This window comes from Mesorhizobium sp. M1312, from assembly GCF_040318115.1.
Classification (GTDB): Bacteria; Pseudomonadota; Alphaproteobacteria; order Rhizobiales; family Rhizobiaceae; genus Mesorhizobium.
The window spans coordinates 88,654-113,220 of record NZ_JAMYLQ010000002.1; the positions used below are offsets into that span (position 1 = coordinate 88,654).

General features: G+C 62.6%; 23 protein-coding genes. 14 read left to right on the forward strand and 9 right to left on the reverse strand.

The genetic code is table 11. The features are described from left to right. Positions 1–168: 168 nt before the first annotated feature. Entirely contained in the window at positions 169–597 is a 429-nt protein-coding gene (locus NKH36_RS03160; RefSeq protein WP_352959959.1) for a L,D-transpeptidase, read from the reverse strand. Between the two features lie 235 nt (positions 598–832). Between NKH36_RS03160 and NKH36_RS03165 the strand changes: the two genes are divergently transcribed. From NKH36_RS03165 to NKH36_RS03185, 5 genes are all read left to right on the forward strand, one after another. After that, the gene (locus tag NKH36_RS03165; protein ID WP_352959961.1) at positions 833–2,113 is read left to right on the forward strand and encodes an acetylornithine deacetylase/succinyl-diaminopimelate desuccinylase family protein; all 1,281 of its coding nucleotides are present in this window, start codon (positions 833–835) and stop codon (positions 2,111–2,113) included. A gap of 131 nt (positions 2,114–2,244) precedes the next feature. After that, a complete protein-coding gene (locus tag NKH36_RS03170; RefSeq protein ID WP_352959963.1) occupies positions 2,245–3,723 on the forward strand; it encodes an ABC transporter substrate-binding protein in 1,479 nt (492 codons plus the stop codon). A gap of 252 nt (positions 3,724–3,975) precedes the next feature. After that, positions 3,976–4,923 (forward strand): ABC transporter permease, encoded by a 948-nt coding sequence (locus NKH36_RS03175; RefSeq protein WP_352959965.1) that lies wholly within the window; start codon positions 3,976–3,978, stop codon positions 4,921–4,923. Beyond that, entirely contained in the window at positions 4,920–5,789 is an 870-nt protein-coding gene (locus NKH36_RS03180; RefSeq protein ID WP_352959967.1) for an ABC transporter permease, read from the forward strand. The genes NKH36_RS03175 and NKH36_RS03180 overlap by 4 nt, the downstream gene beginning before the upstream one ends. Then, the gene (locus NKH36_RS03185) at positions 5,786–7,450 is read left to right on the forward strand and encodes an ABC transporter ATP-binding protein (RefSeq protein ID WP_352959969.1); all 1,665 of its coding nucleotides are present in this window, start codon (positions 5,786–5,788) and stop codon (positions 7,448–7,450) included. Before NKH36_RS03180 ends, NKH36_RS03185 begins: the two co-directional genes overlap by 4 nt. Positions 7,451–7,472: 22 nt before the next feature. On the opposite strand, the gene NKH36_RS03190 is transcribed toward NKH36_RS03185, so the two are convergent. After that, a complete protein-coding gene (locus tag NKH36_RS03190) occupies positions 7,473–7,904 on the reverse strand; it encodes a TerB family tellurite resistance protein (protein WP_352959971.1) in 432 nt (143 codons plus the stop codon). Positions 7,905–8,136: 232 nt separating this feature from the next. On the opposite strand from NKH36_RS03190, the gene NKH36_RS03195 reads away from it, so the two are divergent. The 4 genes from NKH36_RS03195 to NKH36_RS03210 all read left to right on the forward strand — a co-directional run bounded on the left by NKH36_RS03195 (position 8,137) and on the right by NKH36_RS03210 (position 10,590). Further along, positions 8,137–8,895: a TSUP family transporter gene (locus tag NKH36_RS03195; protein ID WP_502911951.1), complete on the forward strand. Its 759-nt coding sequence runs from the start codon at positions 8,137–8,139 to the stop codon at positions 8,893–8,895. A 52-nt stretch (positions 8,896–8,947) separates the two neighbouring features. Beyond that, positions 8,948–9,118: a hypothetical protein gene (locus NKH36_RS03200; RefSeq protein ID WP_084831397.1), complete on the forward strand. Its 171-nt coding sequence runs from the start codon at positions 8,948–8,950 to the stop codon at positions 9,116–9,118. A 99-nt stretch (positions 9,119–9,217) separates the two neighbouring features. Next, on the forward strand, positions 9,218–10,051 hold the full coding sequence (locus NKH36_RS03205; RefSeq protein ID WP_352959974.1) for a helix-turn-helix domain-containing protein: 834 nt from the start codon (positions 9,218–9,220) through the stop codon (positions 10,049–10,051). A 116-nt stretch (positions 10,052–10,167) separates the two neighbouring features. Then, complete coding sequence (locus NKH36_RS03210) at positions 10,168–10,590, forward strand: VOC family protein (RefSeq protein ID WP_352959976.1); 423 nt, start codon at positions 10,168–10,170, stop codon at positions 10,588–10,590. Here the strand turns inward: NKH36_RS03210 and NKH36_RS03215 are convergent. Then, entirely contained in the window at positions 10,587–12,056 is a 1,470-nt protein-coding gene (locus tag NKH36_RS03215; protein WP_352959978.1) for a cobyric acid synthase, read from the reverse strand. The genes NKH36_RS03210 and NKH36_RS03215 overlap by 4 nt on opposite strands. Next, a complete protein-coding gene (locus tag NKH36_RS03220) occupies positions 12,056–12,670 on the reverse strand; it encodes a dimethylsulfonioproprionate lyase family protein (protein ID WP_352959980.1) in 615 nt (204 codons plus the stop codon). The genes NKH36_RS03215 and NKH36_RS03220 overlap by 1 nt, the downstream gene beginning before the upstream one ends. A 153-nt stretch (positions 12,671–12,823) precedes the next feature. Here NKH36_RS03220 and NKH36_RS03225 point away from each other — a divergent pair, with 153 nt between their 5' ends. Then, the gene (locus tag NKH36_RS03225) at positions 12,824–13,990 is read left to right on the forward strand and encodes an isobutyryl-CoA dehydrogenase (protein ID WP_352959982.1); all 1,167 of its coding nucleotides are present in this window, start codon (positions 12,824–12,826) and stop codon (positions 13,988–13,990) included. Positions 13,991–14,010: 20 nt separating this feature from the next. Continuing rightward, on the forward strand, positions 14,011–14,895 hold the full coding sequence (gene mmsB / locus NKH36_RS03230; protein ID WP_352959984.1) for a 3-hydroxyisobutyrate dehydrogenase: 885 nt from the start codon (positions 14,011–14,013) through the stop codon (positions 14,893–14,895). Between the two features lie 433 nt (positions 14,896–15,328). Here mmsB and NKH36_RS03235 read toward each other — a convergent pair whose 3' ends face one another. Both NKH36_RS03235 and NKH36_RS03240 read right to left on the reverse strand, forming a co-directional pair. Continuing rightward, complete coding sequence (locus tag NKH36_RS03235) at positions 15,329–16,417, reverse strand: SMP-30/gluconolactonase/LRE family protein (protein ID WP_352959986.1); 1,089 nt, start codon at positions 16,415–16,417, stop codon at positions 15,329–15,331. Positions 16,418–16,480: 63 nt separating this feature from the next. Continuing rightward, on the reverse strand, positions 16,481–16,630 hold the full coding sequence (locus NKH36_RS03240; protein ID WP_352959988.1) for a hypothetical protein: 150 nt from the start codon (positions 16,628–16,630) through the stop codon (positions 16,481–16,483). A 72-nt stretch (positions 16,631–16,702) separates the two neighbouring features. Here NKH36_RS03240 and NKH36_RS03245 point away from each other — a divergent pair, with 72 nt between their 5' ends. Beyond that, entirely contained in the window at positions 16,703–17,008 is a 306-nt protein-coding gene (locus NKH36_RS03245) for a hypothetical protein (RefSeq protein WP_352959990.1), read from the forward strand. Between the two features lie 200 nt (positions 17,009–17,208). Here NKH36_RS03245 and NKH36_RS03250 read toward each other — a convergent pair whose 3' ends face one another. Continuing rightward, positions 17,209–18,588, reverse strand: a complete 1,380-nt coding sequence (locus NKH36_RS03250) for an aspartate aminotransferase family protein (RefSeq protein WP_352959992.1) — start codon at positions 18,586–18,588, stop codon at positions 17,209–17,211. Between the two features lie 208 nt (positions 18,589–18,796). Next, the gene (locus NKH36_RS03255) at positions 18,797–20,866 is read right to left on the reverse strand and encodes a prolyl oligopeptidase family serine peptidase (RefSeq protein ID WP_352959994.1); all 2,070 of its coding nucleotides are present in this window, start codon (positions 20,864–20,866) and stop codon (positions 18,797–18,799) included. Between the two features lie 135 nt (positions 20,867–21,001). Between NKH36_RS03255 and NKH36_RS03260 the strand changes: the two genes are divergently transcribed. After that, positions 21,002–21,538, forward strand: coding sequence for a hypothetical protein (locus tag NKH36_RS03260; protein ID WP_352959996.1), 537 nt, complete (start codon positions 21,002–21,004; stop codon positions 21,536–21,538). A 25-nt stretch (positions 21,539–21,563) separates the two neighbouring features. On the opposite strand, the gene NKH36_RS03265 is transcribed toward NKH36_RS03260, so the two are convergent. After that, positions 21,564–22,724, reverse strand: coding sequence for an MFS transporter (locus tag NKH36_RS03265; RefSeq protein ID WP_352959998.1), 1,161 nt, complete (start codon positions 22,722–22,724; stop codon positions 21,564–21,566). Between the two features lie 238 nt (positions 22,725–22,962). Here NKH36_RS03265 and NKH36_RS03270 point away from each other — a divergent pair, with 238 nt between their 5' ends. Further along, the gene (locus NKH36_RS03270; protein WP_352960000.1) at positions 22,963–24,540 is read left to right on the forward strand and encodes a trimethylamine methyltransferase family protein; all 1,578 of its coding nucleotides are present in this window, start codon (positions 22,963–22,965) and stop codon (positions 24,538–24,540) included. The last annotated feature ends 27 nt before the right edge of the window (positions 24,541–24,567 follow it).

Below are 24,567 nucleotides of genomic sequence, written 5' to 3' on the forward strand. Positions count from 1 at the left end.
GGGATTCCGAATGCTTCCTCCCACCCCGTATATTCTGCCCAAAGCTTGCCCACGTAAATAGCGCTCCCACTTTCACCGACGAATTGGTTCAGAGCGGAAAGTCGGCGTCAATTCACATGGGGCCCGTTCTGACTTCTTGTAGGGCCGCGAGCTTGCAGCGAGCCACAGTTAGTTGGTCACGACGATCCGCGTGTTGCGGAAGCCGGCTTGCCGCACCATCGAATAAAAGGCGGCGGCATTGGCGGGATGCAGCCGCACGCAGCCATGCGACGCCGGGCGCCCGAGAGATTTCACCGCGCCCGTGCCATGGATGGCGTAGCCGCCGCGGTAGAACACCGAATGCGGCATCGGCGACATGTCGTATTTGCGCGAATACCACATCCGTGCCGTTCGTTGCGGCCGGTAGCTGCCGCGCGGCGTGACATAACCTTTGCGCGCCGTGGATACGCGCCATCGGTAAACCGCCTGACCGTATCTTACAGTCATTGTCTGCGATGACACGTCGATCCTTGCAACCAGCTTGGCTGTCCAGCCCTCGACCGAAGAACCGAGCAGCATCGTTGCCAGTGCCGCTGCCATGAGAACGGTTTTTTTCATGCGATCAATCCCCTTTGACTGCCCTTGCCTGCCTTCACGCAATTCTTCATCCTTTTAATCGCAAGTGAATGAGGTACCTCCACACCTCTGACGAATTCACCAATCCAAAGCAGCGAATTTGAACGACTTCCCGCGATAGTTGCCGTAACGACACGTAACCACGTAAATAGGGCGCGACCCGCCAACAGGCTTGCCAAAACGCATCGTTGGCTGCTCAATTCGCCGAATGAACGAAATGAGTGAACGGCTCCTGAAAGCGGTCGATAATCGGGTCGACGACCTGGTCGCGCTGACCGCCGACCTGATCCGCTTCCCGACCATCAATCCGCCCGGCGAAGCTTACCGGCCATGCGCCGAATACGTCGGGGCGCGGCTGAAGAAGCGCGGTTTCAAAGTCGAATTCATCCGCGCCGAAGGCACGCCCGGCGATACCGATCGCTACCCGCGCGTCAATGTCGTCGCCCGCTTCGATGGTCGCTCGCCCGGCGCCTGCGTGCATTTCAACTCGCATATCGACGTGGTCGAACCCGGCGACGGCTGGAGCCTCGATCCCTTCGCCGGCATTGTCAGGGATGGCAAGGTATATGGCCGCGGCGCCTGCGACATGAAGGGCGGCTTGGCCTCGTCGATCGTCGCCGTCGAAGCCTTCATGGAGGTCTTCCCCGATTTTCCGGGCGCCATCGAAATATCGGGCACGGTCGACGAGGAGTCCGGCGGCTTTGGCGGCGTCGCCCATCTGGCCAAGCTCGGCTACTTCTCCAAGCCGAAGGTCGACCACGTCATCATACCCGAGCCGTTGAACAAGGACCGCATCTGCCTTGGCCATCGCGGCGTGTGGTGGGCGGAGATCGAGACCAAGGGCGAGATCGCGCACGGCTCGATGCCATTCCTCGGCGACAACGCGGTGCGCCATATGGGCGCCGTGCTAAGCGCTTTCGAGGACGAGCTGTTCCCGGCGCTCGACCGCAAGGTGACGCGCATGCCGGTCGTGCCCGAGGGGGCAAAGCGCTCGACCATGAACATCAACTCGATCCATGGCGGTCAGACCGAGGATTTCCGGCCCGGCCTGCCCTCGCCCAACGTGCCGGATTCCTGCCGGCTGACCATCGACCGGCGCTTCCTGCTCGAAGAGGACCTCGGCACGGTCAAAAGCGAGGTGACTGATATCCTCGACCAGCTGAAGCGCGAGCGCAGGAAATTCGACTACGAGATCCGCGATCTCATGGAGGTGCTGCCGCTGATGACCGAGCGCGATGCGCCGGTGGTCAAGGCGGTGGCGCAAGGCATCATGGCGATATTCGACCGCGAGCCCGACTACGTGATTTCACCCGGCACCTACGACCAGAAGCACATTGCCCGCATCGGCCACATCTACGACTGCATCGCCTATGGCCCAGGCATTCTCGACCTCGCCCACAGGCCCGACGAATGGGTTGGGATATCCGACATGGTCGAATCGGCCAAGGTGATGGCCATCGGGCTCAACGTGCTGCTTAGGGGCGCGGGCGCTCAGTAGTCGGTGATGGGCGGAAAAACATTCCTGCCGGCGCTGCCGGATAGCACGAAACACAATTTACTCCTCGGCGAAATCACGCTTCTATCCATCCGGTTTTGAGGATTTTTTTTGAGCATAGCGGGAGCTGCACGATGAAATTGTGGAAAACCATTCTCACCGCTGCGGGCCTGGTGCTGGCCACTGGCGCCTCGGCGTTTGCCGCACGGACCGATCTGGTCATCGGCATCACGCTCGAACCTCCGCATCTCGATCCGACCGCGGGTGCTGCGGCAGCAATTGATGAAGTGCTTTACGCCAATGTGTTCGAGGGGCTGACCCGCATCGGTCCGAACGGCGAGGTGATGCCGGATCTCGCCGAAAGCTGGACGATTTCCGACGACGGCAAGGTCTACACCTTCAAGCTGCATACCGGCGTCAAATTCCATGACGGCACCGACTTCAATGCCGACGACGTGAAATTCTCGCTCGACCGCGCCCGTGCCGACAACTCCGTCAACGCACAAAAGGGCCTGTTCGCCGCCATCGATACGGTTGAGGTGGCCGATCCGGCGACGGTCAGGATCACGCTGAAGAACCCGCAAAGTTCGTTCCTCTACAATATGAGCTGGGGCGACGCGGTCATCGTCGCGCCGGAGACAGCCGACACCAACAAGGAAAAGCCGGTCGGCACCGGGCCGTTCAGGTTCCAGAACTGGGCCAAGGGCTCGTCGATTACGCTAATCAAGTCCGACACTTACTGGGGTGCCCCGGTCTCCCTCGACAAGGCGGAATTCCGCATCGTTCCCGATGCCGCAGCCGCGGTGCCGGCGCTGCTTTCCGGCGATGTTCAGGCCTTCCCTTTCTTTGACCCCGACAGTGTCGCCCAGGTCCAGGGCGATCCGCGCTTCAAGGTGGCGATCGGCTCCACCGAGGGCGAAACCATCCTTGCGATCAACAACAAGAAGCCGCCTTTCGACAAGCTGCAGGTCAGGCGGGCGATCTCGTTTGCGCTCGACCGCAAGGCGATCATCGACGGCGCCTCGGCCGGTTTGGGCGTGCCGATCGGCTCGCACATGTCACCCGCCAACAAGGCCTATGTCGACCTCACCGGCCTCTATCCGCACAATGTCGAGAAGGCCAGGGAACTCTTGCAGGAAGCCGGCCTGGAGAACGGCTTCAAGGCGACGCTGAAACTGCCGCCGCCTTCCTATGCGCGGCTTGGCGGCGAGATCATCGCGTCGCAGCTTCGCGACGTCGGCATCCAGCTGGAAATCGTGCCCGTGGAATGGGCGCAGTGGCTGGACCAGGTCTTCACCAAGAAGGACTACGACCTGACCATAGTCTCCCACACCGAGCCCAACGACATCGATATCTATTCGCGCAAGGATTATTACTTCAACTACGACAATCCGACCTTCGACAAGATCATCGCCGATCTGAACCTCACCTCCGATGAGGCCAAGCGCGTGACGCTGCTCGGCGAGGCGCAGAAGATACTGGCCGACGATGCCGTGGTCGGCTTCCTCTACGAACTGCCGAAGGCCGGCGTCTGGGACGCCAAGCTCGAGGGCTTTTGGGAAAATGCGCCGATCCAGGCCAATGATTTGACCAAGGTGAAGTGGACGGAGTAAGGGGCGAAGCTTGCATTCCCGCCCACCCCCCTCTGGCCTGCCGGCCATCTCCCCCGCAAGGGGGGAGATCGGCAGTTTCGGCGGCACGCCTCTCCTACCACGTTCAAAATTGGCGAAAGCGGCTGAGCGCGCAATCTCCCCCCTTGCGGGGGAGATGCCAAGTGGCGGCAAAGTGGGCAGGACAGAGGGGGGTTGGCGGGAACGCGACCTTCATCCAGTTGTCGCGCTGAGCGGACCTGCGGTCCTCCCCCCATGACCGTCTATCTCCTCAAGCGTCTCGCCATCGCCCTCGTCACCCTGGTTCTGGCCTCCATGGTCGTCTTTGCCGTGCTGGAGATCATTCCCGGCGACCCGGCGCGGTTGATGCTTGGCCTGAACGCAAGCGCCGACCAGGTCGAGCTGCTGCGCAACCAGATGGGCCTCAACGCGCCTCTTGCTCTGCGCTATCTGCACTGGGCCGGCGGCTTGCTGAGCCTCGATTTCGGCCGTTCCTACACCTATTCGGTGCCGGTCATCGACCTGGTCGGCGAGCGCGTCGTCGTCTCGCTGCCGCTGGCGCTGATTGCGCTGGCGCTGTCCACCATCATTGCCATTCCGGTCGGGCTGTTTTCCGCCGGCCGGCACGGGCGGGCCGGCGACACGATCGCGATGGGCGCCGCCCAGCTTGGCGTCGCCGTACCGAACTTCTGGTTCGCACTGATGCTGATCTACCTGTTTGCGGTTTGGCTGCGGCTGGTGCCATCAGGCGGTTTTCCCGGTTGGAGCGCCGGCGTCTGGCCGGCGCTGAAATCGCTGTTCCTGCCGGCGATCGCGCTCGCTCTGCCGCAAGCGGCGATCCTCGCCCGCGTCACCCGCTCGGCGCTGATCGAAGTGCTGAACGAGGACTATATCCGCACCGCCCGCGCCAAGGGCCTGCCTTATCGCGCGGTTCTGTGGCGGCACGCGCTGCGCAACGCCATGATCCCGGTGCTCACCATTCTCGGCCTGCAGTTCGCCTTCCTGCTCGCCGGCACCATCATCATCGAGAACGTCTTTTACCTGCCCGGCCTCGGCCGGCTGGTATTCCAGGCGATCACCCAGCGCGACCTGATCGTCGTCGAAAGCGTCGTCATGCTGCTGGTTGCCGCCGTCATCGCGGTCAACCTGCTCGTCGATCTCTCCTATGCGGTCGTCGATCCACGCCTGAGAAGCCGCCAATGACGCTGCGCTTCGACATCCCCGAGGAAAATTTTGCCGACATTCTCGTCAAGGCGTTCACCAACCGCTCGTTTCTCACCGGCTTCGTCATCACCGCATTGGTGGCGGCGGTCGCCATCGTCTCGTTCTTCTGGACGCCTTTTGACGTCACCAGGCTGATCATCGCCGACAAGACCCAAGCACCCTCGCCGGCGCACTGGTTCGGCACCGACCATTTCGGCCGCGACATACTGTCGATGATCATGATCGGCGCCCGCAACTCGATCGCCGTGGCGCTGGTCGCTGTCGGCATCGGCATGGGTGTCGGCGTGCCGCTCGGCGCCTTCGCCGCCGCGCGTGGCGGCATCTTCGACGAAGCGGTGATGCGGCTGAACGATCTCGTCTTCGCCTTCCCTGCCCTGCTCTCGGCGATCATGATCACCGCCATCTTCGGGCCGGGCGCGCTCAACGCCATCATCGCCATCGGCATCTTCAACATCCCGGTCTTCGCCCGCGTCGCCCGGGCCGGCGCACTGGCGATATGGCCGCGCGAATTCATCCTCGCCGCGCGCGCCGCCGGCAAAGGCAAGACGCTGATCACGCTGGAGCATGTGCTGCCCAACATCGTTACTTTGCTCCTGGTGCAAGGCACCATCCAGTTCGCGCTCGGCATCCTGGCCGAAGCCGGGCTTTCCTATGTCGGGCTCGGCACACAGCCGCCAATGCCGAGCTGGGGCCGGATGCTGTTCGATGCGCAGACCCGCATGGTGGCGGCGCCGTGGATGGCGATCTTTCCAGGCATGGCGATCGCAATCACCGTGCTTGGCCTGAACCTGCTCGGCGACGGCATTGCCGACATCCTCGATCCCCGGTCGCGGCGGCAGCGATGAGCCTGCTCGAAATCGAGAACCTTTCGCTGAGCATCGGCGACACGCCGATCCTGAGGGATGTCGACCTCTCCGTCGCCCCCGGCGAGGTGATGGGGCTGGTCGGCGAATCCGGCTCGGGCAAGTCGATAACGGCGCTGACCGTGATGCGGCTTCTGCCCTGGGCGGCGCGCGCCACCGGGCGCGTCGTCTTCGACGGCATCGACATCCTGGCGGCCAGCGAAGACCAGATGTGCGCGCTGCGCGGCGATGATATCGGCATGGTTTTCCAGGAGCCGATGACGGCGCTCAACCCGGTCAAGACCATTGGCGAGCAGGTCGCCGAAGGCATACGCTGGCACACCAGGGCAAGCCGCGCCGACGCCGAGGACCGCGCGCGAAAAATGCTCGACCGGGTCGGCCTGCCCTCAGCCAAATTCCCGCTGTCGCGCTATCCGCACGAGCTTTCCGGCGGCCAGCGCCAGCGCGTCGTCATCGCCATTGCCTGCGCACTGAAGCCCAAGCTGCTGATCGCCGACGAACCGACGACGGCGCTCGACGTCGTGCTGCAGGCGCAGACCCTCGACCTGTTGCGCGATCTGGTCGCAGAAAATCGCATGGGCCTGCTCTTGATCTCGCACGACCTCGCCGTGGTGACCGAGATGGCGGACCGCATCACCATCCTGCGCCACGGTGAGGTGATGGAGACCGGCGACACGGCGCGCACTTTGTCAGAACAGCTTCATCCCTACACCCGACAACTGGCGCAGGCCTCGATGCATGTGCCGGCGCTTGCCAGGACGCACGAGGTCGGCCAAGACAACCCCCAGCTCCAGGCTGCCAAACCTCTTCTTCAGGTGGCCAAGCCTCTTCTTCGGGTAGAGAGCGTGACGCGGGACTATCCGGGACGTCGCACATCGCTGTTGAGGCACGCGGCGTCGATCCGCGCCGTCGACGATGTCTCGTTCTCGATTGATGCCGGGCAGTCTGTGGCGCTGGTCGGGCGTTCCGGCTGCGGCAAGTCCACGCTTGCCCGCATGGTGTTGGCGCTGGACGGGCCGACATCGGGAACGATCCGGTTTCGCGGCCAGGTCATCACCGGCAAGAGCGAGGCCGAGCTCAAGCCGGCGCGCCGCGACATGCAGGTGGTGTTCCAGGACCCTTACGGCTCCTTTGATCCGCGCCAGAAGGTCGAAAAACTGGTCGCCGAGCCGCTGCATGTGCTGGAGAAGAAGCCGACGAATGCGGAGCGGCGCGAGATGGTGGCAAAGGCCTTGCACGAGGTCGGTCTCAGCCCACGCGACATGGATAAATATCCGCACGAATTTTCGGGCGGCCAGCGCCAGCGCCTGTCGATCGCCCGCGCCATCATCACCCGCCCCAAACTGGTCGTCGCCGACGAGCCGGTCTCGGCGCTCGACGTCTCGATCCGCGCCCAGATTCTCGACCTGTTCGCCGAGCTCAATCAGAAGCTTGGTGTTGCCTATCTGTTCATCACCCACGATCTGACCGTTGCCCGCGCCATCACCGACCAGGTGATGATCATGCATGACGGCAGGATCGTCGAGCGCGGCAGGACGAGCGAGGTTCTCGACCATCCGCAGTCCGAAGCCGCGAAGGCGCTGGTCGCTGCCGCCCCAGACCTGCACCGCGCGATTGCTCGGCGGTTACAGGAACAGGGGTGAACAGCCGACCGTTCAGAGAGGCTTACTCTTCGGCCTTCACCACATCAGCCGGGCTGATGTCGAGCAAGTCGAGCGTGCGGCGCAAGAGCTGCATCTCGGTCCCGGCAAGTTGCGAATCGGCCTTGGCGATCTCGGCCATATGGCGGGCAAGCCGGCTGCGCCTCTCGACGTCAAGGTCACGGAACTGCGCGATGGCTTGCGAGCTGTTGGTCTCGTAGCCGAAGTCGTTGAGATATTCGATGACGCTGTCGATGCTGGCTTCCGGAATGCCGAAGGCTTCCCGGCAGATGCGCCTGAAGGCGGCCATTTCGCTCTCGCTGACCGTGCCGTCGGCGAGGATCATGCGAAACAGCATGAGCAGTTCCGCCGACAGCACAGGATCGTCCGCAACCTTGCGCACGCCGGGGTCGCCGTCGAAGATCGAGCGTATCTGGTCAAGCAATGCGAATGCCATCAGCGTTCCTTTCCGATTCGTCAAATGCATGTCGCTCAAAAGTGCGCAGCGGTTTTGAGATAACGACATGCATAAACAAAAGAGCCAAGCGCGTCGCGGCGCGCTTGGCATAGGTAGCGCGGAATCGGTCTTGCGCAAACGGGTCGGCTGTGGTTCGAACGCGCCATATTTTCGCGCTGGCTGGAACCCCCTCCCGCAACCATCCGATGGTCGATCTCGCCCCCAGACCGTCGTGATCCTCGGCGCCGCCGCCTTCGCTGCCGGCCTCGTCGATTCGAACGCCGGCGGCGGCGGCTTGATCACCATTCCAGCACTGTTGCTGGCGGGCTTCTCGCCGGTCGAGGCGCTGGGAACCAACAAGCTGCAGGGCATGTTCGGCTCCGGCTCGGCGACCATCCACTACGCCGCGAAGGGCCATGTCGATTTGCGCCGGCAATTGCCTTCGGCCCTGTTGGCGCTCGCCGGCAGTGCTCTCGGCGCCTTGCTGGCGACATTCGTGCCGGGCGACCTGTTGCGGGCTCTTCTGCCGGTCCTGCTGATCGCCATCGCCCTTTTCTTCGCCCTCAAGCCAAACATGGGCGACGTCGACCGCGCCCGGCGCCTGTCGCCTTTCCTGTTCGGGCTGATCCTGGTGCCGATTGTCGGCTTCTATGACGGCCTGTTCGGGCCGGGGGCCGGTTCCTTCTACATGCTCGCCTTGGTCACCCTTGCCGGCTACGGCGTGCTCAAGGGGACGGCGCATACCGAGCTGCTCAACTTCGCCTCCAACATCGGCGGCTTCATCGTCTTCGCTGCTGCCGGGGTCGTCTACTGGAAGATCGGCCCGATGATGGGTGTCGCCCAGTTTCTCGGCGCCCGTGTCGGCGCCAGCCTCGCCATCCGCAATGGCGCAAAACTGATCAAGCCGCTGCTGGTGATCGTCTGCCTGGCGCTGGCCATCAAGCTGCTGGCCGATCCGGCGAACCCGCTGCGCACGCTGATTGGTATGTGAACGGCGCGACTGATACTATGCGGTTGTACGAATCATGTCGGAGGAGCCACACATGAATCTCAGTGCGCCTACGCAGCTTGTTTTCATCATATCCCTTGTTATCGCCATCATCGGCCTTCTCGCCGCTCTCGGCGTTTTTGCGTTCATTCCCTTGGCCGCGGTGTGGATCGTCCTCATCGCTTATATTGTGCTTGCTGGCGGCTGCTTGGTTCGCGGCGCTTAACTATTCAAATCTCAGGCAACTCGGAGCGCCCGGCCACACGCCGGGCGCTTTTGATTTTGAGGGCTGGTCTGTTAGACTCCTTGGGCGGAAGGAAAGCTCATGCCCGCCGAGAGCGAAGACGGCAGCCGACATGAAAATCCCGGCCTCGACCGGTTCGAGATGGTGCGGCGTGCGCCTGGCCATTGCCTCCGGGGCGCGGTCACCGACATCTGCTTCTATCGCGAAACGGCACCGGGCCGTTTCCGCAACGTCGAATATGCATCGCTGACCGTGCCGCTGGTCATCAGCTTTGCCGAACCCTTCGCCATCGGACTCGGCAAGGATCCGGGCGACAACGACCGCTTCGCCAGTTTCGCCGCCGGCCTTTTTGCCGGTCCGGTGGTGATCGAATCCTTCGGCGGCGCCTGCTGCGTCCAGGTCAATTTCACCCCGCTCGGCGCCCGACGTTTCTTCGGCCTTCCGATGAGCGAACTGACCGACCGCATGGTCGGCCTGGACGATGTGCTCGGACTTGAAGGCATCATGCTGCGCGAAAGGCTTGGCAATGCGCGCGACTGGCGCGCACGCTTTGCCATCGTCGAGACGTTCGTCGCGACACGGCTGGCCGAAGCCCGGGAAACGCAGGCTGAAATCGCTTGGGCCTATGAACGGATCGTCATCTCGGGCGGCCGCATTCGCGTGTCGTCGCTCGCCGACAGGCTGGGCTGGAGCCGCAAACACCTCGCAGGAAAATTCTCCAGCGCGATCGGGGTCGGCCCCAAGACGCTGTCGCGCATCGTCCGCTTCAACCGGGCGCTCGGTCTTTCAAGGCAGCACAAATCCGATTGGGCCGATATCGCCGCCGATTGCGGCTATGCCGACCAGGCGCATCTTGTTCGCGAATTCCGCGACCTTGCCGGCGAAACGCCGACGACGCTTGCCGCTCAGGCATAGGATCTGAAACGCCTCTTGCGACGCCCATGGGTGCGCGCGTGGTAACATTTCTTCAAGCCGCGCGAACAGCCTTCGCCCAGACTGGGTTATCGACAATCCAATTGAAGGAGATCGCCATGACCATGTCAGTCGAACCGCCCAGGCTCTATCCGACCTTGCGCTACCGCAATGCCGCCAAGATGATCGCCTGGCTGGGTGAAGCCTTTGGCTTTGCCGTTCATGCCCGCTACGGCGAAGGCGACATTGTCCATCACGCCGAACTTACTTTCGGCTCCTCGATGATCATGCTGGGCACTGCACGCGACGACAAGTTTGGCCAGATGATCGGTGCACCGGGCCCGGGTGGCGGCAGATCGATCTACGTTGCCGTCGACGATGCCGATGCCGCTTATGCCAGAGCAAAAAAGGCCGGCGCCGAAATACTGGAAGAGCTCACCGACCGCGATTATGGCAGCCGCGAATTCATCTGCCGCGATCCGGAAGGCAATGTCTGGTCGTTCGGCACCTACTGGCCGAAGGCCGCCGAGCCCGCCAGCTAACGCGCGAGACCAAAGATGGCGTCACAGTCGAGGTGGGTTTCCAGCTCGGCTGCGACCTCGTCGAGTGCCCGTTCGACCTCGGCGCGATAATCAATGCCGCCGCCTTTGACGCCGAGATTTTCCAGGAATTTCGCCCGAAAAGCGTCGGCGGAAAACAGCCCGTGCAAATAGGTGCCCGACACCTTGCCGTCGGCGGAGATGGCGCCGTCATCGACGCCGTTGATGACGGCGGACGGCCGCAGCGTGTCCGGACCGGTGGTGCGGCCGAGATGGATCTCATAACCTTCGAGCGGCAGGTCGAACTGCACCGAGTGCGCGCTGACATTGCGCACCGTCTTTTCCGGCTCCATCACCGTCTCAACGTCGAGCAGGCCAAGCCCTTTAGTCTCGGTAACACTGCCCTCGATGCCGTCGGGATCGCGCACGACGCGGCCGAGCATCTGGAACCCGCCGCAAATGCCGACGACGTGGCCGCCGCGCTTGCGGTGGGCGACAAGGTCGCGATCCCAGCCATTCTCCCGGAATCCCAGGAGATCGCCGATCGTCGACTTTGAGCCGGGAATGATCACCAGCCCGGCATCTTCGGGGAGGTGCTGGCCGGGCGGCACAAAGACAACCTCGACCTGAGGCTCGGCCTTGAGCGGGTCTAGATCGTCGAAATTCGCGATGCGCGAAAGCATCGGCACGGCGATCTTCAGCGCTCGCTTTTCGCCGGATACCAGGCGTTCGAGCACCACCGAATCTTCCGAGGGCAACCGCGCCGCCGCCTTCAGCCACGGCACGACGCCGAAGCAGCGCCAGCCGGTGAATGCCTCGATCGCCTTGATGCCGTCATCGAACAGCGAGACATCGCCGCGGAACTTGTTGATGAGATAGCCGACGATCATGCGGCGGTCCTCTTCCGGTAAGATCAGATGGGTGCCGGCGACCGAGGCGATGACGCCGCCGCGATCGATGTCGCCGACGAGGATGACCGGCACATTGGCGCGCGTGGCGAAGCCCATATTGGCAATGTCGCGGCTTCTGAGATTGATCTCGGCCGGCGAGCCGGCGCCCTCGACGATGACGAGATCGGCGCCCTCGCCGACCTTTGCCCATGAGTCCAGCACGGCATCCATCAGCCGGCCTTTCAGCGCCTGGTAGTCGCGTGCCCGCGCCTCGCCGAACACCTTGCCCTGCACCACAACTTGCGCGCCGACATCGGTCTGCGGCTTGAGCAGCACCGGGTTCATGTGGACGGAGGGCGCAACGCCACAGGCGATCGCCTGCAGCCATTGGGCGCGGCCAATCTCGCCGCCGGAGTTGTCGCCCGGAATGTCGGCGACGGCTGCGTTGTTCGACATGTTCTGCGGCTTGAACGGCCGTACCTTCAGCCCACGGTTCCTTGCCGCGCGGCACAGGCCCGCGACCAGCACCGTCTTGCCGACATCGGAGCCGGTGCCCTGCAGCATGATCGCCTTGGCCATTAATTCCTGCCCTGTGAAACGGTGCCGGTGATCGTGGATTTCGCCGCCAGCGGCCCGCCGCGCCAGATGTAGAGCGCCAAGAGCGGCTCCTTGCCGGTGCGCATGGCGTGGCTGACATCAGAGGCGTGGTGGATCACCTCACCCGCCTCGCGCCTGCGAAAACCGCCTTCGCCCGTGCGCCATTCGGTGCCGCCGGTCAACGGAATGTAGATCTCCTCGGCGACATGATGATGGTCGGGATAGACGATATCAGGTCCAAGGATCAGCAGACCGGCCGCGACCTCGTCGTTGACGAAATGGCCGCGCGTGCCGAAGACTTCCAGCCAGCCGTAATTGTCGATGAACGTCTTGCCGAAATCCGCCTCACTATAGGTCTGGCCCCAGCGCAGATCGCCGCGACGCTCCGCAAGCAGCCGCACCAGTGGCTTAGCGTTTGCCGGAGCGAGCTCGACGATACGGTCGAGCTGGCGCAGGCAGGCGAGCGGACGCGGCTCGAGCGGACGCGCCGGCATAGCCCAGCCGATCCGGGCCACCGCATCGCGCACCAGCGCATCATCGAACGTCGCGAGATAGGCATGGAAACGTCCGAGCAGGTCATCGAAATTTGTCGTCACGCCTTGCTCCACGCACGCATTCGCGCACCGCCGCTCCCCAGATGGTTGGATCGAGATGGTCGGCTTGCGCGGCGGCATCATTGGTCTAGATTGAACGGCGCGCAAAGCCAAAAACGACAGGCCAGCAAGCCGAAGAACATCAGGGAGCACGCCATGGACGCCGCTGTCGATGGGGGCACCAGCCAGTTCGAACTCAACGAGGACCAGCGCGCCATCCAGGAGATGGCCGAGGCCTTCGCTGCCGATCGTGTGGCGCCGAACGCGCTCGACTGGGACCGCAACAAGCATTTTCCGGCCGACGTGATCCGCGAGACAGGCCCGCTCGGCCTCGGCGGCATCTATATCAGCGACGATGTCGGCGGCTCGGGGCTCGGCCGGCTCGACGCCGTGCTGATCTTCGAGGCGCTTTCGCGCGCCGATCCGGCCTTTTCCTCGTTCATCTCGATCCACAACATGGTGGCGTCGATGATCGACCGCTTCGGCAGTGACGAGCAGCGCCAACGCTTCCTGCCGAAGCTGACTTCGATGGAATGGCTGGCCAGCTATTGCCTGACCGAGCCAGGCTCGGGATCGGATGCGGCGGCGCTGAAGACGCGCGCGGTCAAAAGCGGCGGCGACTATGTGCTGAACGGCGTCAAGCAGTTCATCTCAGGCGCCGGCGACAGCGACCTCTATATCGTCATGGCGCGCACCGGCGCCGACGGGCCGAAGGGCATTTCCACCTTCGTCGTGCCGAAGGATGCGCGCGGCCTGTCCTTCGGCGCCAACGAGCACAAGATGGGCTGGCACATGCAGTCGACCCGCCAGGTCGTCTTCGAGGACTGCAAGGTGCCGGCGCAAAACCTGCTCTCGGCCGAAGGCGCCGGCTTCGGCATCGCTATGGCCGGGCTCGACGGCGGCCGGATCAACATCGCCGCCTGTTCGCTGGGCGGGGCGCAATCGGCGCTCGACAAGGCGCTGTCCTACACGGCCGAACGCAAGGCCTTCGGCTCCAAGATCAACCAGTTCCAGGCGCTGCAGTTCAAGCTCGCCGACATGGAGACCGAGCTGCAGGCGGCACGGATCTTCCTCTACGCCGCCGCCTCGAAGCTCGACCGCAAAGCTCCCGATGCCTCGAAATGGTCGGCGATGGCCAAGCGCTTCGTCACCGACATCGGCTTCAATGTCGCCAACGACGCGCTGCAACTGCATGGCGGCTACGGTTATCTGCACGATTACGGCATCGAGAAGCTGGTCCGCGATCTGCGCGTCCACCAGATCCTCGAAGGCACCAACGAGATCATGCGCGTCATCATCGCACGCGCCCTGATCGGCCGCTGACGAAAACCGGGAGAAAAACGATGACCACCATCGCCTTCATCGGCCTCGGCAACATGGGCAACCCGATGGCCGCCAATCTCGTCAAGGCTGGATATGCCGTGCACGGCTTCGACCTGATGCCGGAGAATCTCGTCGTCGCCAAGGAGCATGGCGTCGTCGTCATGGCCAATGCCGTTGCCGCAGTGAAAGAGGCCGATGTGGTCATCACCATGCTGCCGGCCGGCAAACATGTCCTGTCGGTCTATGAGGACATCGCGCCCAAGGCGAAAAAAGGCGCGCTGTTCATCGATTCCTCGACCATCGACGTCGAATCGGCACGAAAAGCCCACGCCATTGCCGCCAAACATAAGCTGCGGTCGATCGACGCGCCGGTTTCCGGCGGCACCGGCGGCGCCGCAGCCGGCACGCTGACCTTCATGGCCGGTGGCTCGAAGGACGCATTCGCCAATGCCGAACCCATACTGAAGCCGATGGCCGGCCGTATCGTTCATTGCGGCGATGACGGCGCCGGACAGGCGGCAAAGATCTGCAACAACATGATATTAGGCATTTCGATGATCGGCGTCGCCGAAGCCTTCGTTCTGGCGGAAAAGCTCGGCCTGTCGCATCAGGCGCTGTTCGACGTCGCCTCGACCTCGTCGGGCCAGTGCTGGTCGCTGACCAGCTACTGCCCGGTGCCCGGTCCGGTGCCGACATCGCCGGCCAACAATGGCTACAGGCCGGGTTTTGCCGCTGCACTGATGCTGAAGGACCTGAAATTGTCGCAGGAAGCCGCGCAAAGCGCCGGTGCGGTGACGCCGCTTGGTGCCGAGGCAGCCCAGCTTTATGCGCTGTTCAACGCCCAAGGGCATGCCGGTGCCGATTTTTCCGGCATCATAAATTTCCTGCGCGGTACCCCGGCGTAATGCATGTCGCCCAAAACGCTTGCGCTCGGGGCTTGACCGTCCCTTCAGACGCGACGCGCTTAAGCCTCGAACTCGACGGGCTTTTCCGTTCCCGGCAAAGAGAAATATCGGAAATTTAGATTTGCTTAAACTATCGATAACCACCCGGTAACAATGTCCCTGTAGAACGGAGTGCGAGGCGGCATATCGCATCCGCCCGGCGCTCCGGATCAGGTCTCGCGTACCGGAGCCCGTAAGTTTCGCAAGTGTTCTGTTAGCGAAGCGCCATGCGTATCTGGCAAAGCCGCGTTCCCGGAGGAGCGCGGTTTTTGCGTTTCGGAACGGCACCGCAAGAGCTGGCACAGATGTGAAAAGCGCTGCTGATCCGGCCCTTCGATAGTGCAAGTCATGACCCTGTACGGCCAATTGGGGAGAGGACTATGCGAGCCTCTTCTCAAGTTGCTCCACCCAATCGAGTTGCGACCAGTTTGCCGTCCATCATCGGGATGATTGCCAGCTTCTTTTCTTCCAGGAATTCCAGATCGGCGCTGCCTTGATTGAGGTCCATCAGTTGCTCGACTTTTCCATCCGGATGAATGCGAAAGAGCGCCCCTGCGACCCAATCCGTCACAAGCCAATTTCCTGCTCCGTCCGGTTCTAGACCATCTAGATTTCCAACAGGCTCGCCGGATCCGATGTCAGAGATAGCCTTCGTGTTCAGGTCGATCGCGATCAGATGGCCGGGTGTCTTGGACGAAAAATCCGGCTGGATATCGCGACCCCAGCCGGCGACGAGGAGGCGACCATCTTCGACGCGCAGACCGTTCGGATGCAGGAGATCCTCGCTCTCCAGCCAGACGGTGAGAGCATCATTGTCCAGAACATAAATCCTGTTCGCCAGCATGTCGGAAGCAAAGACGCGACCCGCCTCGTCGACGGCGGGGTCATTGAGGAACTGAGCGCCTTCTGCGGGCCACGTTCCGGTGATCTGACCGGTCTCGACGTCGACAGCCATGAGCCGATCGATGTCGGTGACGAAAAGCGTATCGCCTTTCATCACCAATCCCTTGGGCGCATTAAAGCCGGTCACCCATTCGGCTGCCTGCAATTTTCCGTCAGGCGAAACTTTCGAAAGGTACCCAACCCCATCCTTGCCGGCGGGTTCGCCAACAATGTTGGAGACGTAGAAGACGTTCCGCTTTGCATCGAAGAGCACGCTCTCGGGGGCCTTGAAGCCGTCAAGCGACCAGACCTCCTCCGCTGTCGCCGGTGACCCTGCCACTCCTAATAGTAGAATAGAAAATAGAACTGACTGAATCCTGATCATGATAGCCTCCCTATGTTGTTTTTTGTCGTAGTTATGCAGCGCGCAACCGAAAATTGCGCCGGTGATCTTGCAAAGCTTACGGTTGACGCTTCGATTGCTCTGACAAGTTCGTTTACCAAGCAATTTCTGCTTAGCCTCGCCAACTTTACAATTCCCCAGATGAATGGCAGTTCCAACGTCAACTGTTCTTGGAGCCGTACTGCGGATGAAAAGCACGCCGCACATCCCGTGACGCTGTACTCGGGCGGCGCGCGAGAGGCTGATGTTGGAAAGCGACGCCTAATCGAAACGCCAGCCCGTCGCCTTGCGCGGACGGCCGATGCGGTCCGCCGAAGGCATCATCGGCTCAAGGCTCGGATCGTCGATATTGCCGAAATCGGGCAAGCCATGCCGGGGATGTGCAAGTGCTGCCTTCTTGATCGATTTCATTCCAAGCTGCCCTTCACACAGCCTGGATGGGCCCTACCTGCACCTTGATTCCAAATATTGGAGGACAGCACAATGAAGCACGTTCTCGCATTTGCACTCTTCATCGGTGCCGGATCGTTGTTTGCTACGGCAGCCTGTGCCGAACCGCCGGCCCATGCCCGCAATGATGATGCATCGCTCCATCCCGCTCATCAAGGGCACCTGTCGAGTGGCCGCGAATACCCGGGAAGACCTTCCACTGAGTTCCACGAGAGCCTAGAGGCAGAAGGAGAGCCGAGCTTTCCGACGGGTCCTGGTGGCTGGGCCGAGCAACAGAGCGACGGCGCCAACGCCCAGCGTGGCAGCACCGACACAACGATCGACAACCAGGGCAGGTAAACACAGGACCTGACGGACAAGGTACATTGCGGCGATTGACGCAGCGATCGCCCCGTAGCAGCTCTTGGTGAGCGGCTCCTCCAGGGTGTAGGAACTGGTTGCCGCCTCACGGCCGATCCGCGCCTAGCGAGCTCTTCGGCAGAATGCGGCATTCAAACGCCGGGCGTCCGACTGCAGGACGCCCGGCGATCATCCTTTGCTTACCGCTTGCGCAAATCCGCCTGCGCCAGATCAAGCGCGTTGGCGATGCGCTCGCAGGCCATGTCGATCGTCTCACGCGTCCAGATCAGCGGCGGCGACAGGATCATCGTGTCGCCGGTGGCACGCAGCATCATGCCCTGGGAAATTGCGTGGTCGCGGACAAGCACGGCAGCGCTCCCAGCCGGCAGGAAGCGCTCCTTGGTCGCCTTGTCCCTAACGATCTCGATCGCCCCCATCAGCCCGATCGAGCGCACTTCACCGACCAGATCGTGACCGGCAATGTGCTCCTGCAGCGCCTTGGCAAAATAGGGTCCGGTGTCGTTCTTGACCCGATCAACCAAACCCTCCCGCTCGATGATCTCGAGGTTCTTCAGCGCCACGGCGCAGGCCACGGGATGGCCGGCATAAGTATACCCGTGATTGAACTCGCCGCCCTTCTCGACCAGCGTCGCCGCGATGCGGTCACCAACCAGCAATGCCGACAGCGGCTGATAACCGGAGGTCAGCGCCTTGGCGGTGGTGATGGTATCGGGCTCGATGCCGAAGGTCTGAGCCGCGAACCACTCGCCGGTGCGGCCATAGCCGGTGATGACCTCGTCCAGCATCAGCAGGATATCGTATTTGCGGCAGATGCGCTGCACTTCCGGCCAGTAGCTCATCGGCGGTATCTTCACGCCGCCTGCCCCCATCACCGGCTCGCCGATGAAGGCGGCGACCTTGTCGGCGCCGGCCTCGAGGATGGCATCCTCGACCGCCTTGGCCGCGCGCAGGCCGAAATCATGGTCGCTTTCGCCGGGCAGAGCCAGCTCGTAGGCGTAAGGCATCATCACATGGACGATGTTGGGAACCGCGCCGTTAAGCTGCTTGTGCATCGGCTCCATGCCGCCCAGCGACGCGCCGGCGATGGTCGAGCCATGATAGGCTGTCCTGCGTGAGATGATGCGGTTCTTCTCCGGCTTGCCTTCCAGTGCCCAATAGTGGCGGACAAGGCGCAGCGCCGTGTCGTTGGCCTCCGAACCGGACGAGCCGAAGAACACCTGGTTGACGTGCTTCGGCGCCAGCTCCGCCAGCTTTTTGGCCAGCAGCACCGGCGTCGGGGCCGAGCATTTGAAGAAGGAGTTGTAGTAAGGCAGTTCCTTCATCTGGGCGTAAGCCGCGTCGGCCAGCTCATCGCGGCCGTAACCGATGTTGACGCACCACAGCCCGGCCATGCCGTCGAGGATTTCCGTCCCTTCGGAATCGTAGATGAACGGTCCGTTGGCGTGGGTGATGATGCGCGAACCGGCCTCGCGCATCTCCTTGTGGTCGGTGAACGGATGAAGGTGATGCGCAGCATCGATCTGCTGAAGCTGCTTCAGCGAATAATTCTGATAGGTCATGTCTGATCTTTCCTCTTGAACCAATCCGGCAATTGCAGCCGGGGCGGATTCGTCAGAGGAAGGCGGGCGGCGAATAGCCGATGCGGGCGCAAAGCCGCAAAAGCTCGGCGCGAAGCGTGCGCGGCGACGGCGTCACCGCCACTCCAAATGCGCAGCATGTCCTCATCCGGCCCATGGACTGCACCTTAGGCCGTCTGACGCGATCAGTTCAAGCCGTTCCGTTCAGCGCACGTCGCAGGAAGATATACTTCATCGCCGCCTGTGCTGCTTGCGGCCGGCGATCACCGCGCCCGCCATGGCCGCCCTCGGTCTCTTCGAAGAACAGCGTCTTCGTGTGGCCGGCTGCCTGCAGCCGCCCGGCCATCTTGCGCGCATGGCCGGGATGGACGCGGTCGTCGGCCGTCGATGTCGTCAGCAACACCGGCGGATAGGCGGCATCGGTCTCGACATGCTGATAAGGTGAGTAAGCGGCGAGCCAGGCCGCCTCTTCCGGCTTCGCGGGATCGCCATATTCGGCCATCCAGGATGCGCCGGGCGGCAGCTCGGTGTAACGCAGCATGTCGAGCAGCGGCACGTCGATGATCACCGCGCCGAAAAGCTCCGGATGCTGGGTCAGCGAAACGCCGGTCAGCAGGCCGCCATTCGAGCCACCCTGGATGCCGAGCGTCGCCGGCGTGGCGATGCCGCGTTTCACCAGCTCTTGCGCGACCGCGGCGAAATCGTCGAAGGCATTCTGGCGATTGGCCTTGAGCGCGGCCTGATGCCAGTTCGGGCCGAACTCGCCGCCGCCGCGAATATTGGCCTGCACATAGGCATTGCCCTTTTCCAGCCACAGCCTGCCGCGCACGCCGGCATAGCCTGGCAGCAGCGGCACTTCGAAGCCGCCATAACCGTAAAGCAGCGTCGGCACCGGCCCGCTCTGATCGCGCCGCCTGACGACGAAGTAAGGGATCTCTGTGCCGTCTTTCGACCGTGCCTCGAACTGTTCCGAGACCAGCGACGACGCATCGAAACGCGCCGGCTGCGATTTCACCGTCTTTAGCGTGCCAGCATTGTCGTCCGACCAGATGATCGAGCTCGGCGTCAGGAAATCGGTGAAGGAGAAGGAGACACTGGAGCCGAAACGCTCGGCATGGCTGATGCCGACACTGCCGTTTTCGGGCAGCGCCACGGGCTCCAGTGACCAGCCGCTGCTGCTGCGATCGCAGGCGACGACCTTGCCGCGCACATTGTCCATCAGATTGATGAACAACCGGTCCTGCGTGCGGGCGATACCGGCGATCGAGACACGATCCGCCGGCTCGAGCACGGTTTCGAAAGGTCCAAGCGCATTGGTTTCGATCCAGCGCGCGAAGTCCAGCGAATAGAGGCCATCGGGTCGGCATCGCATGCCGTCCGGCGCCGTCCATGGGCTGCGCACCCCGAAGACGAGCTGATCCCTGAACAGCATAGTGTCGGTGACGTCGTCCGGCAGTGGGATGCGCCTGTTTTCGCCGGAAGGCAGACGTAGAAAACTGTGCGAGGCAAAGAAGTCGGGCGTCCGGGTCAGGAACAGATGCCGCTTGTCGCCGTCGAATTCGAGGGAACCGCCGGCGGCGAGATCCTGCTTCTGCGCCTCGAAGATCGGCGTCGCATCCTCCAGCCTGGTGCCGCGCTGCCATAGCTTGACCACGCGCGGATAACCGGACTGCGTTTTTTCGTGCTCTTCAAACGCGGCCGAGACGACGACCGTGTCCTTGTCCAACCAGTTGAAGCCCGACTTCGAGGCGGGCGCGCGAAAGCCGCCCTCGACAAAGGACTTGGTGTCGATGTCGAATTCACGCATCTCACTGGCGTCGCCGCCATCCGGCGACAGGCTGAGCAGACAGCGGCTGAAGTCGGGGTAAAGCCGGCTGGCGCCGCTGAACACCCATTTCACGCCCTCTTTGGCGGACAGACTGTCGAAGTCGAGGATCGTCTCCCAATCCGGCTTCTCGGTTTTGTAGGAAGCGACCCTCGTGCGCCGCCAGAGGCCGAGCACATTGGTCTTGTCCTGCCAGAAATTATAGACGTGGCCGTTTAGTGCAGACCCGACCGCAATGTTGTCTTCGGCCGTCATCAGGTCGAGTGCGGTTCGGAAGTAGGCCTGGTAGGACGGATCGCCCTGCAGTTCACCAACCGTGATCTCGTTCTGACGGTGAACCCAGTCGAGCGCTTCCTTGCCTGTCCTGTCCTCCAGCCAGAGAAAGGGATCCTCGGCTGCCGAACTTGGCTGCCTGCTTGTGGCTGATTTGGTCATGTGGTCTCCGAAAATTGGTCACGCTCGGTGCCACAAACATCGGCATGGCGCTACCGACATTCAACTGGAACACGTAAATACGAATGGTCGGAGATTGCCATGATAAGGCTCTCTGCATGGACTGCGAGGAACCTCATGCAGCGTCTGTACATTGCGACTGAGAAGTTTGATCCATCCCACGGCACGGGATGGGACAAATACATCGAGTGGTCGGGCCTCACCCGATTGACAGAGGTCGTCTCACTCGACGGCATGCTGTGCCCGACGGCGCTTGGGGAGATAAAGGATAGCTACTGGCCCTATATCGTGAATGAAGACTTTATGCTGAGTTTCTTCGTGGATCTGGAGTTTTTGCTTTCGCAATTGACCGATACGAGCAACCTTACCATCCTTGGCGTAATCCGAAGTCCTTCGGCGGACCCGCGCTCATTCGGTTGGGACCAGTTCACCTTCATGGGCTATGATCTGCTCGACAAGAACGTCGACATCAGCGCACTGACCAATTGCGGTGGTTTCCCCGACGTCTTCGCCAATGAAGAGCTATCCTGTGTTGGGCTGATAGACGACTTTAATCGCGCTGTTGAGATTCGGGAATTGCTGCACAAGACACATCCGGAAGAACCCCACGCCGACTGTGATCTCTGGGCAGTCTTCAGGCGGCAAGGCAATTGAGGACCCCAGCACTCCGGTACGTATCTCACACCATCCGCCTTCGAATGACTGTTACCATCGCCAGCGCCAGGCAAATGGCGCCGAGCGTGATCGGCAGGCCGTTCGCACCGAGAATATCCATGGCGCCGCCCGCCAGCGGCGGCACGGCGATGCCGCCGACGCCCCACATCAGCGAGAAGGCGGCGTTGCCGGCGACCAGTGCCGAGCCGGTGAACCGCTCGCCGAGCTCGATGATCGACATCGTGTAGATGCCGTAGGAAACCGCACCCCAGATAAAGACGCATGGCCAGATCAGCGGCGTCTCGATGAGAACCGGCAACAGCACGCATCCGAGCAGCGTTAGCGATACACAGATAAATCGGACCAGACGCGCTGTCAGCCGTTCCGCCAGCAGGCCGAGCGGCACCTGCATGGCGATATTGCCGGCGATCATCATCGACAGCAGCGCCGACATGCGGGTTTCCTCGATGCTGTAATGCGCTCCGTAGACCGGCAGCAGTGCGAGCACCGCCTGTTCGAAACCGGCGGCCACGACGACCGCCGACAACAGCAGCCATGCCAGAGGCATGAACCCCATCACTGAAACCTGGTGCCCGGCCTCATCGACCTTCGGCAGCCGTCGCAGCACCAGCGCCAGACAGGCGCCGCAAAAGACGAATGCGGCGATGCCGACGAGAAACGGCGGCCATCCTTCGGTGCCGACGGCAAGCAGGCACAGCGGGCCGGCGGCGAAGCCTGCCGAAATGACTGTGGAATAGACCCCCATCACGCGGCCGCGGCGCAACGGCGGCGCCAGCGCGATCACCCAGATCTCGCTCAGCACGTAGAGCGGATTGGTCACCACGCCAATCAGGAAGCGCAGCGGAAACCATAGATAGACATTTTGCGTCCAGCCGATCAGCGCCAGCATGATCGCGGAAAGGGCTGCGCAGGTGAGCGCCGTGCGCCCTGCCCCGAACCGGCGCGCCAGCGCCGGGATGAGCGGCGACGAGACGATAAAGCCGACCGGCGTCATTGCTGCCGAGAGGCCGATCATGGCCGGCGAGACACCCTGGCGCTGCAGGATGAAGCTCAACAGCGGATAGCTCAGCCCTTGCGCGATGGCGAACACCGAAACGGTGGCGATCACGCCGGTGATCGCCGCCCACTGCATTGTCTCGTCGCTGTTCTGTTCCGCCAGGTCCATGATCCGCACCAATAGGGAACCTGCACGATTACCGTTTCGGTAGCGTGCCGGGAAGCACCGGTGACGAAAACCGCTTGCGCCAGCCAGAGGAGATCAAAAGCCCGATGATCCAGTCGGCTGCCTTCAGCCCGGGAGCTGCCATGTCGCTTCCCTCGTCCTAGTGGTCGCCGCCTCCGCAATGGCGGGCCGGCCGGCGGTCCATTATGCCGCGGCACTGTCGCAGCGTACGAGGACTATCATGACCGCCGCCCTTCATCCCGCCGAGCCGGCATTGGCAAACGACCGCGCCCGTCGCGGCGGCCGCGCTGGAAAGCGCGCCAGCGGATCGGCGGCGTTCGAACAGCCGCCTTTCCGTCAGCTGAAAATCCCGCTGACGCCGACGAAGCTGGTCTCCGACGACGAACTGGAATCGATCCACCTCGCCTCGCTGCGCGTGCTGCGGGAAATCGGCGTCGACGTGCTGCACGAGGAGGCCCGGCGCATCATGAAGGCGCATGGCGCGGATGTCCGCGAAGGCAGCGAGCGGGTGCGCTTCGACAGCGACATGATCCTCGAGCTGGTTTCCCACTGCCCGTCGGAATTCACCATCCATGCCCGTAATCCGGCGCACAATGTCCGCTTCGGCGGCGACAATCTGATCATCTCGATGATGGCGTCGGCACCCAATTGTTCTGACATCGACCGCGGCCGCCGGCCGGGCAACCAGCAGGACTACCGCAACTTCCTCAAGCTTGCGCAGATGCACAACATCCTCAATTGCACGGGCGGCTATCCGGTCGAGCCGATCGACATCCATCCGTCCGTCCGCCACCTCGAATGCATCCGCGATTTGAGCGTGCTCACGGACAAGGTGTTCCACATCTATTCGCTCGGCAAGGAGCGCAATGTCGACGGCATCGAGATCACCAGGATCGCGCGCGGCATCAGCGACGAACAGCTTCTTGAAGAGCCATCGGTGTTCACCATCATCAATACCAATTCGCCGCTCAAGCTCGACGTGCCGATGATGGAAGGCATCATCCAGATGTCGAGCAAGGGCCAGGTCGTCATCGTGACGCCGTTCACCCTGTCGGGCGCCATGGCGCCGGTGACCATCGCCGGCGCGCTGGTGCAGCAGAATGCCGAAGCGCTGTCCGGCATTGCCTTCGCCCAGATGGTTCGCAAGGGCGCGCCCGTCGGCTATGGCGGCTTCACCTCCAACGTCGACATGAAGTCGGGCGCGCCGGCCTTCGGCACGCCGGAATACATGAAGGCGCAATTGGTCGGCGGCCAGCTCGCCCGCCGCTACAACATCCCTTACCGCACCTCCAACACCTGCGCCGCCAACACGGTCGACGCGCAGGCGGCCTATGAAAGCGTGTTCTCGCTGTGGGGCGCCATCCAGGGCGGCGGCAATCTGATGATGCATGCGGCCGGCTGGCTGGAAGGCGGCCTGCGCTGCTCCTACGAGAAGACCATTCTGGACATCGATCTGCTGCAGATGGTGGCCGAGTTCCTGACCCCGCTCGACCTCTCCGAGGAGGCTCTCGGCTTCGACGCCATCCAGTCCGTCGGTCCGGGCGGCCATTTCTTCGGCACCCAGCATACCCAGGACCGCTACAAGACTGCCTTCTATTCGCCTATCATCTCCGACTGGCGCAATTTCGAGACCTGGGCGGAAGCCGGGTCGCCGACAGCTATCGAAAAAGCCAATCGGGTGTGGAAGGCGCGGCTGGCCTCCTATGAAGAGCCCTACATGGACCCGGCTATCCGCGAGGAGCTCAACGCCTTCGTCGACAAACGCCGGTCCGAAGGCGGCGCACCGACCGATTTTTGACCATCTGTATTGGTTTGATGAACAGTC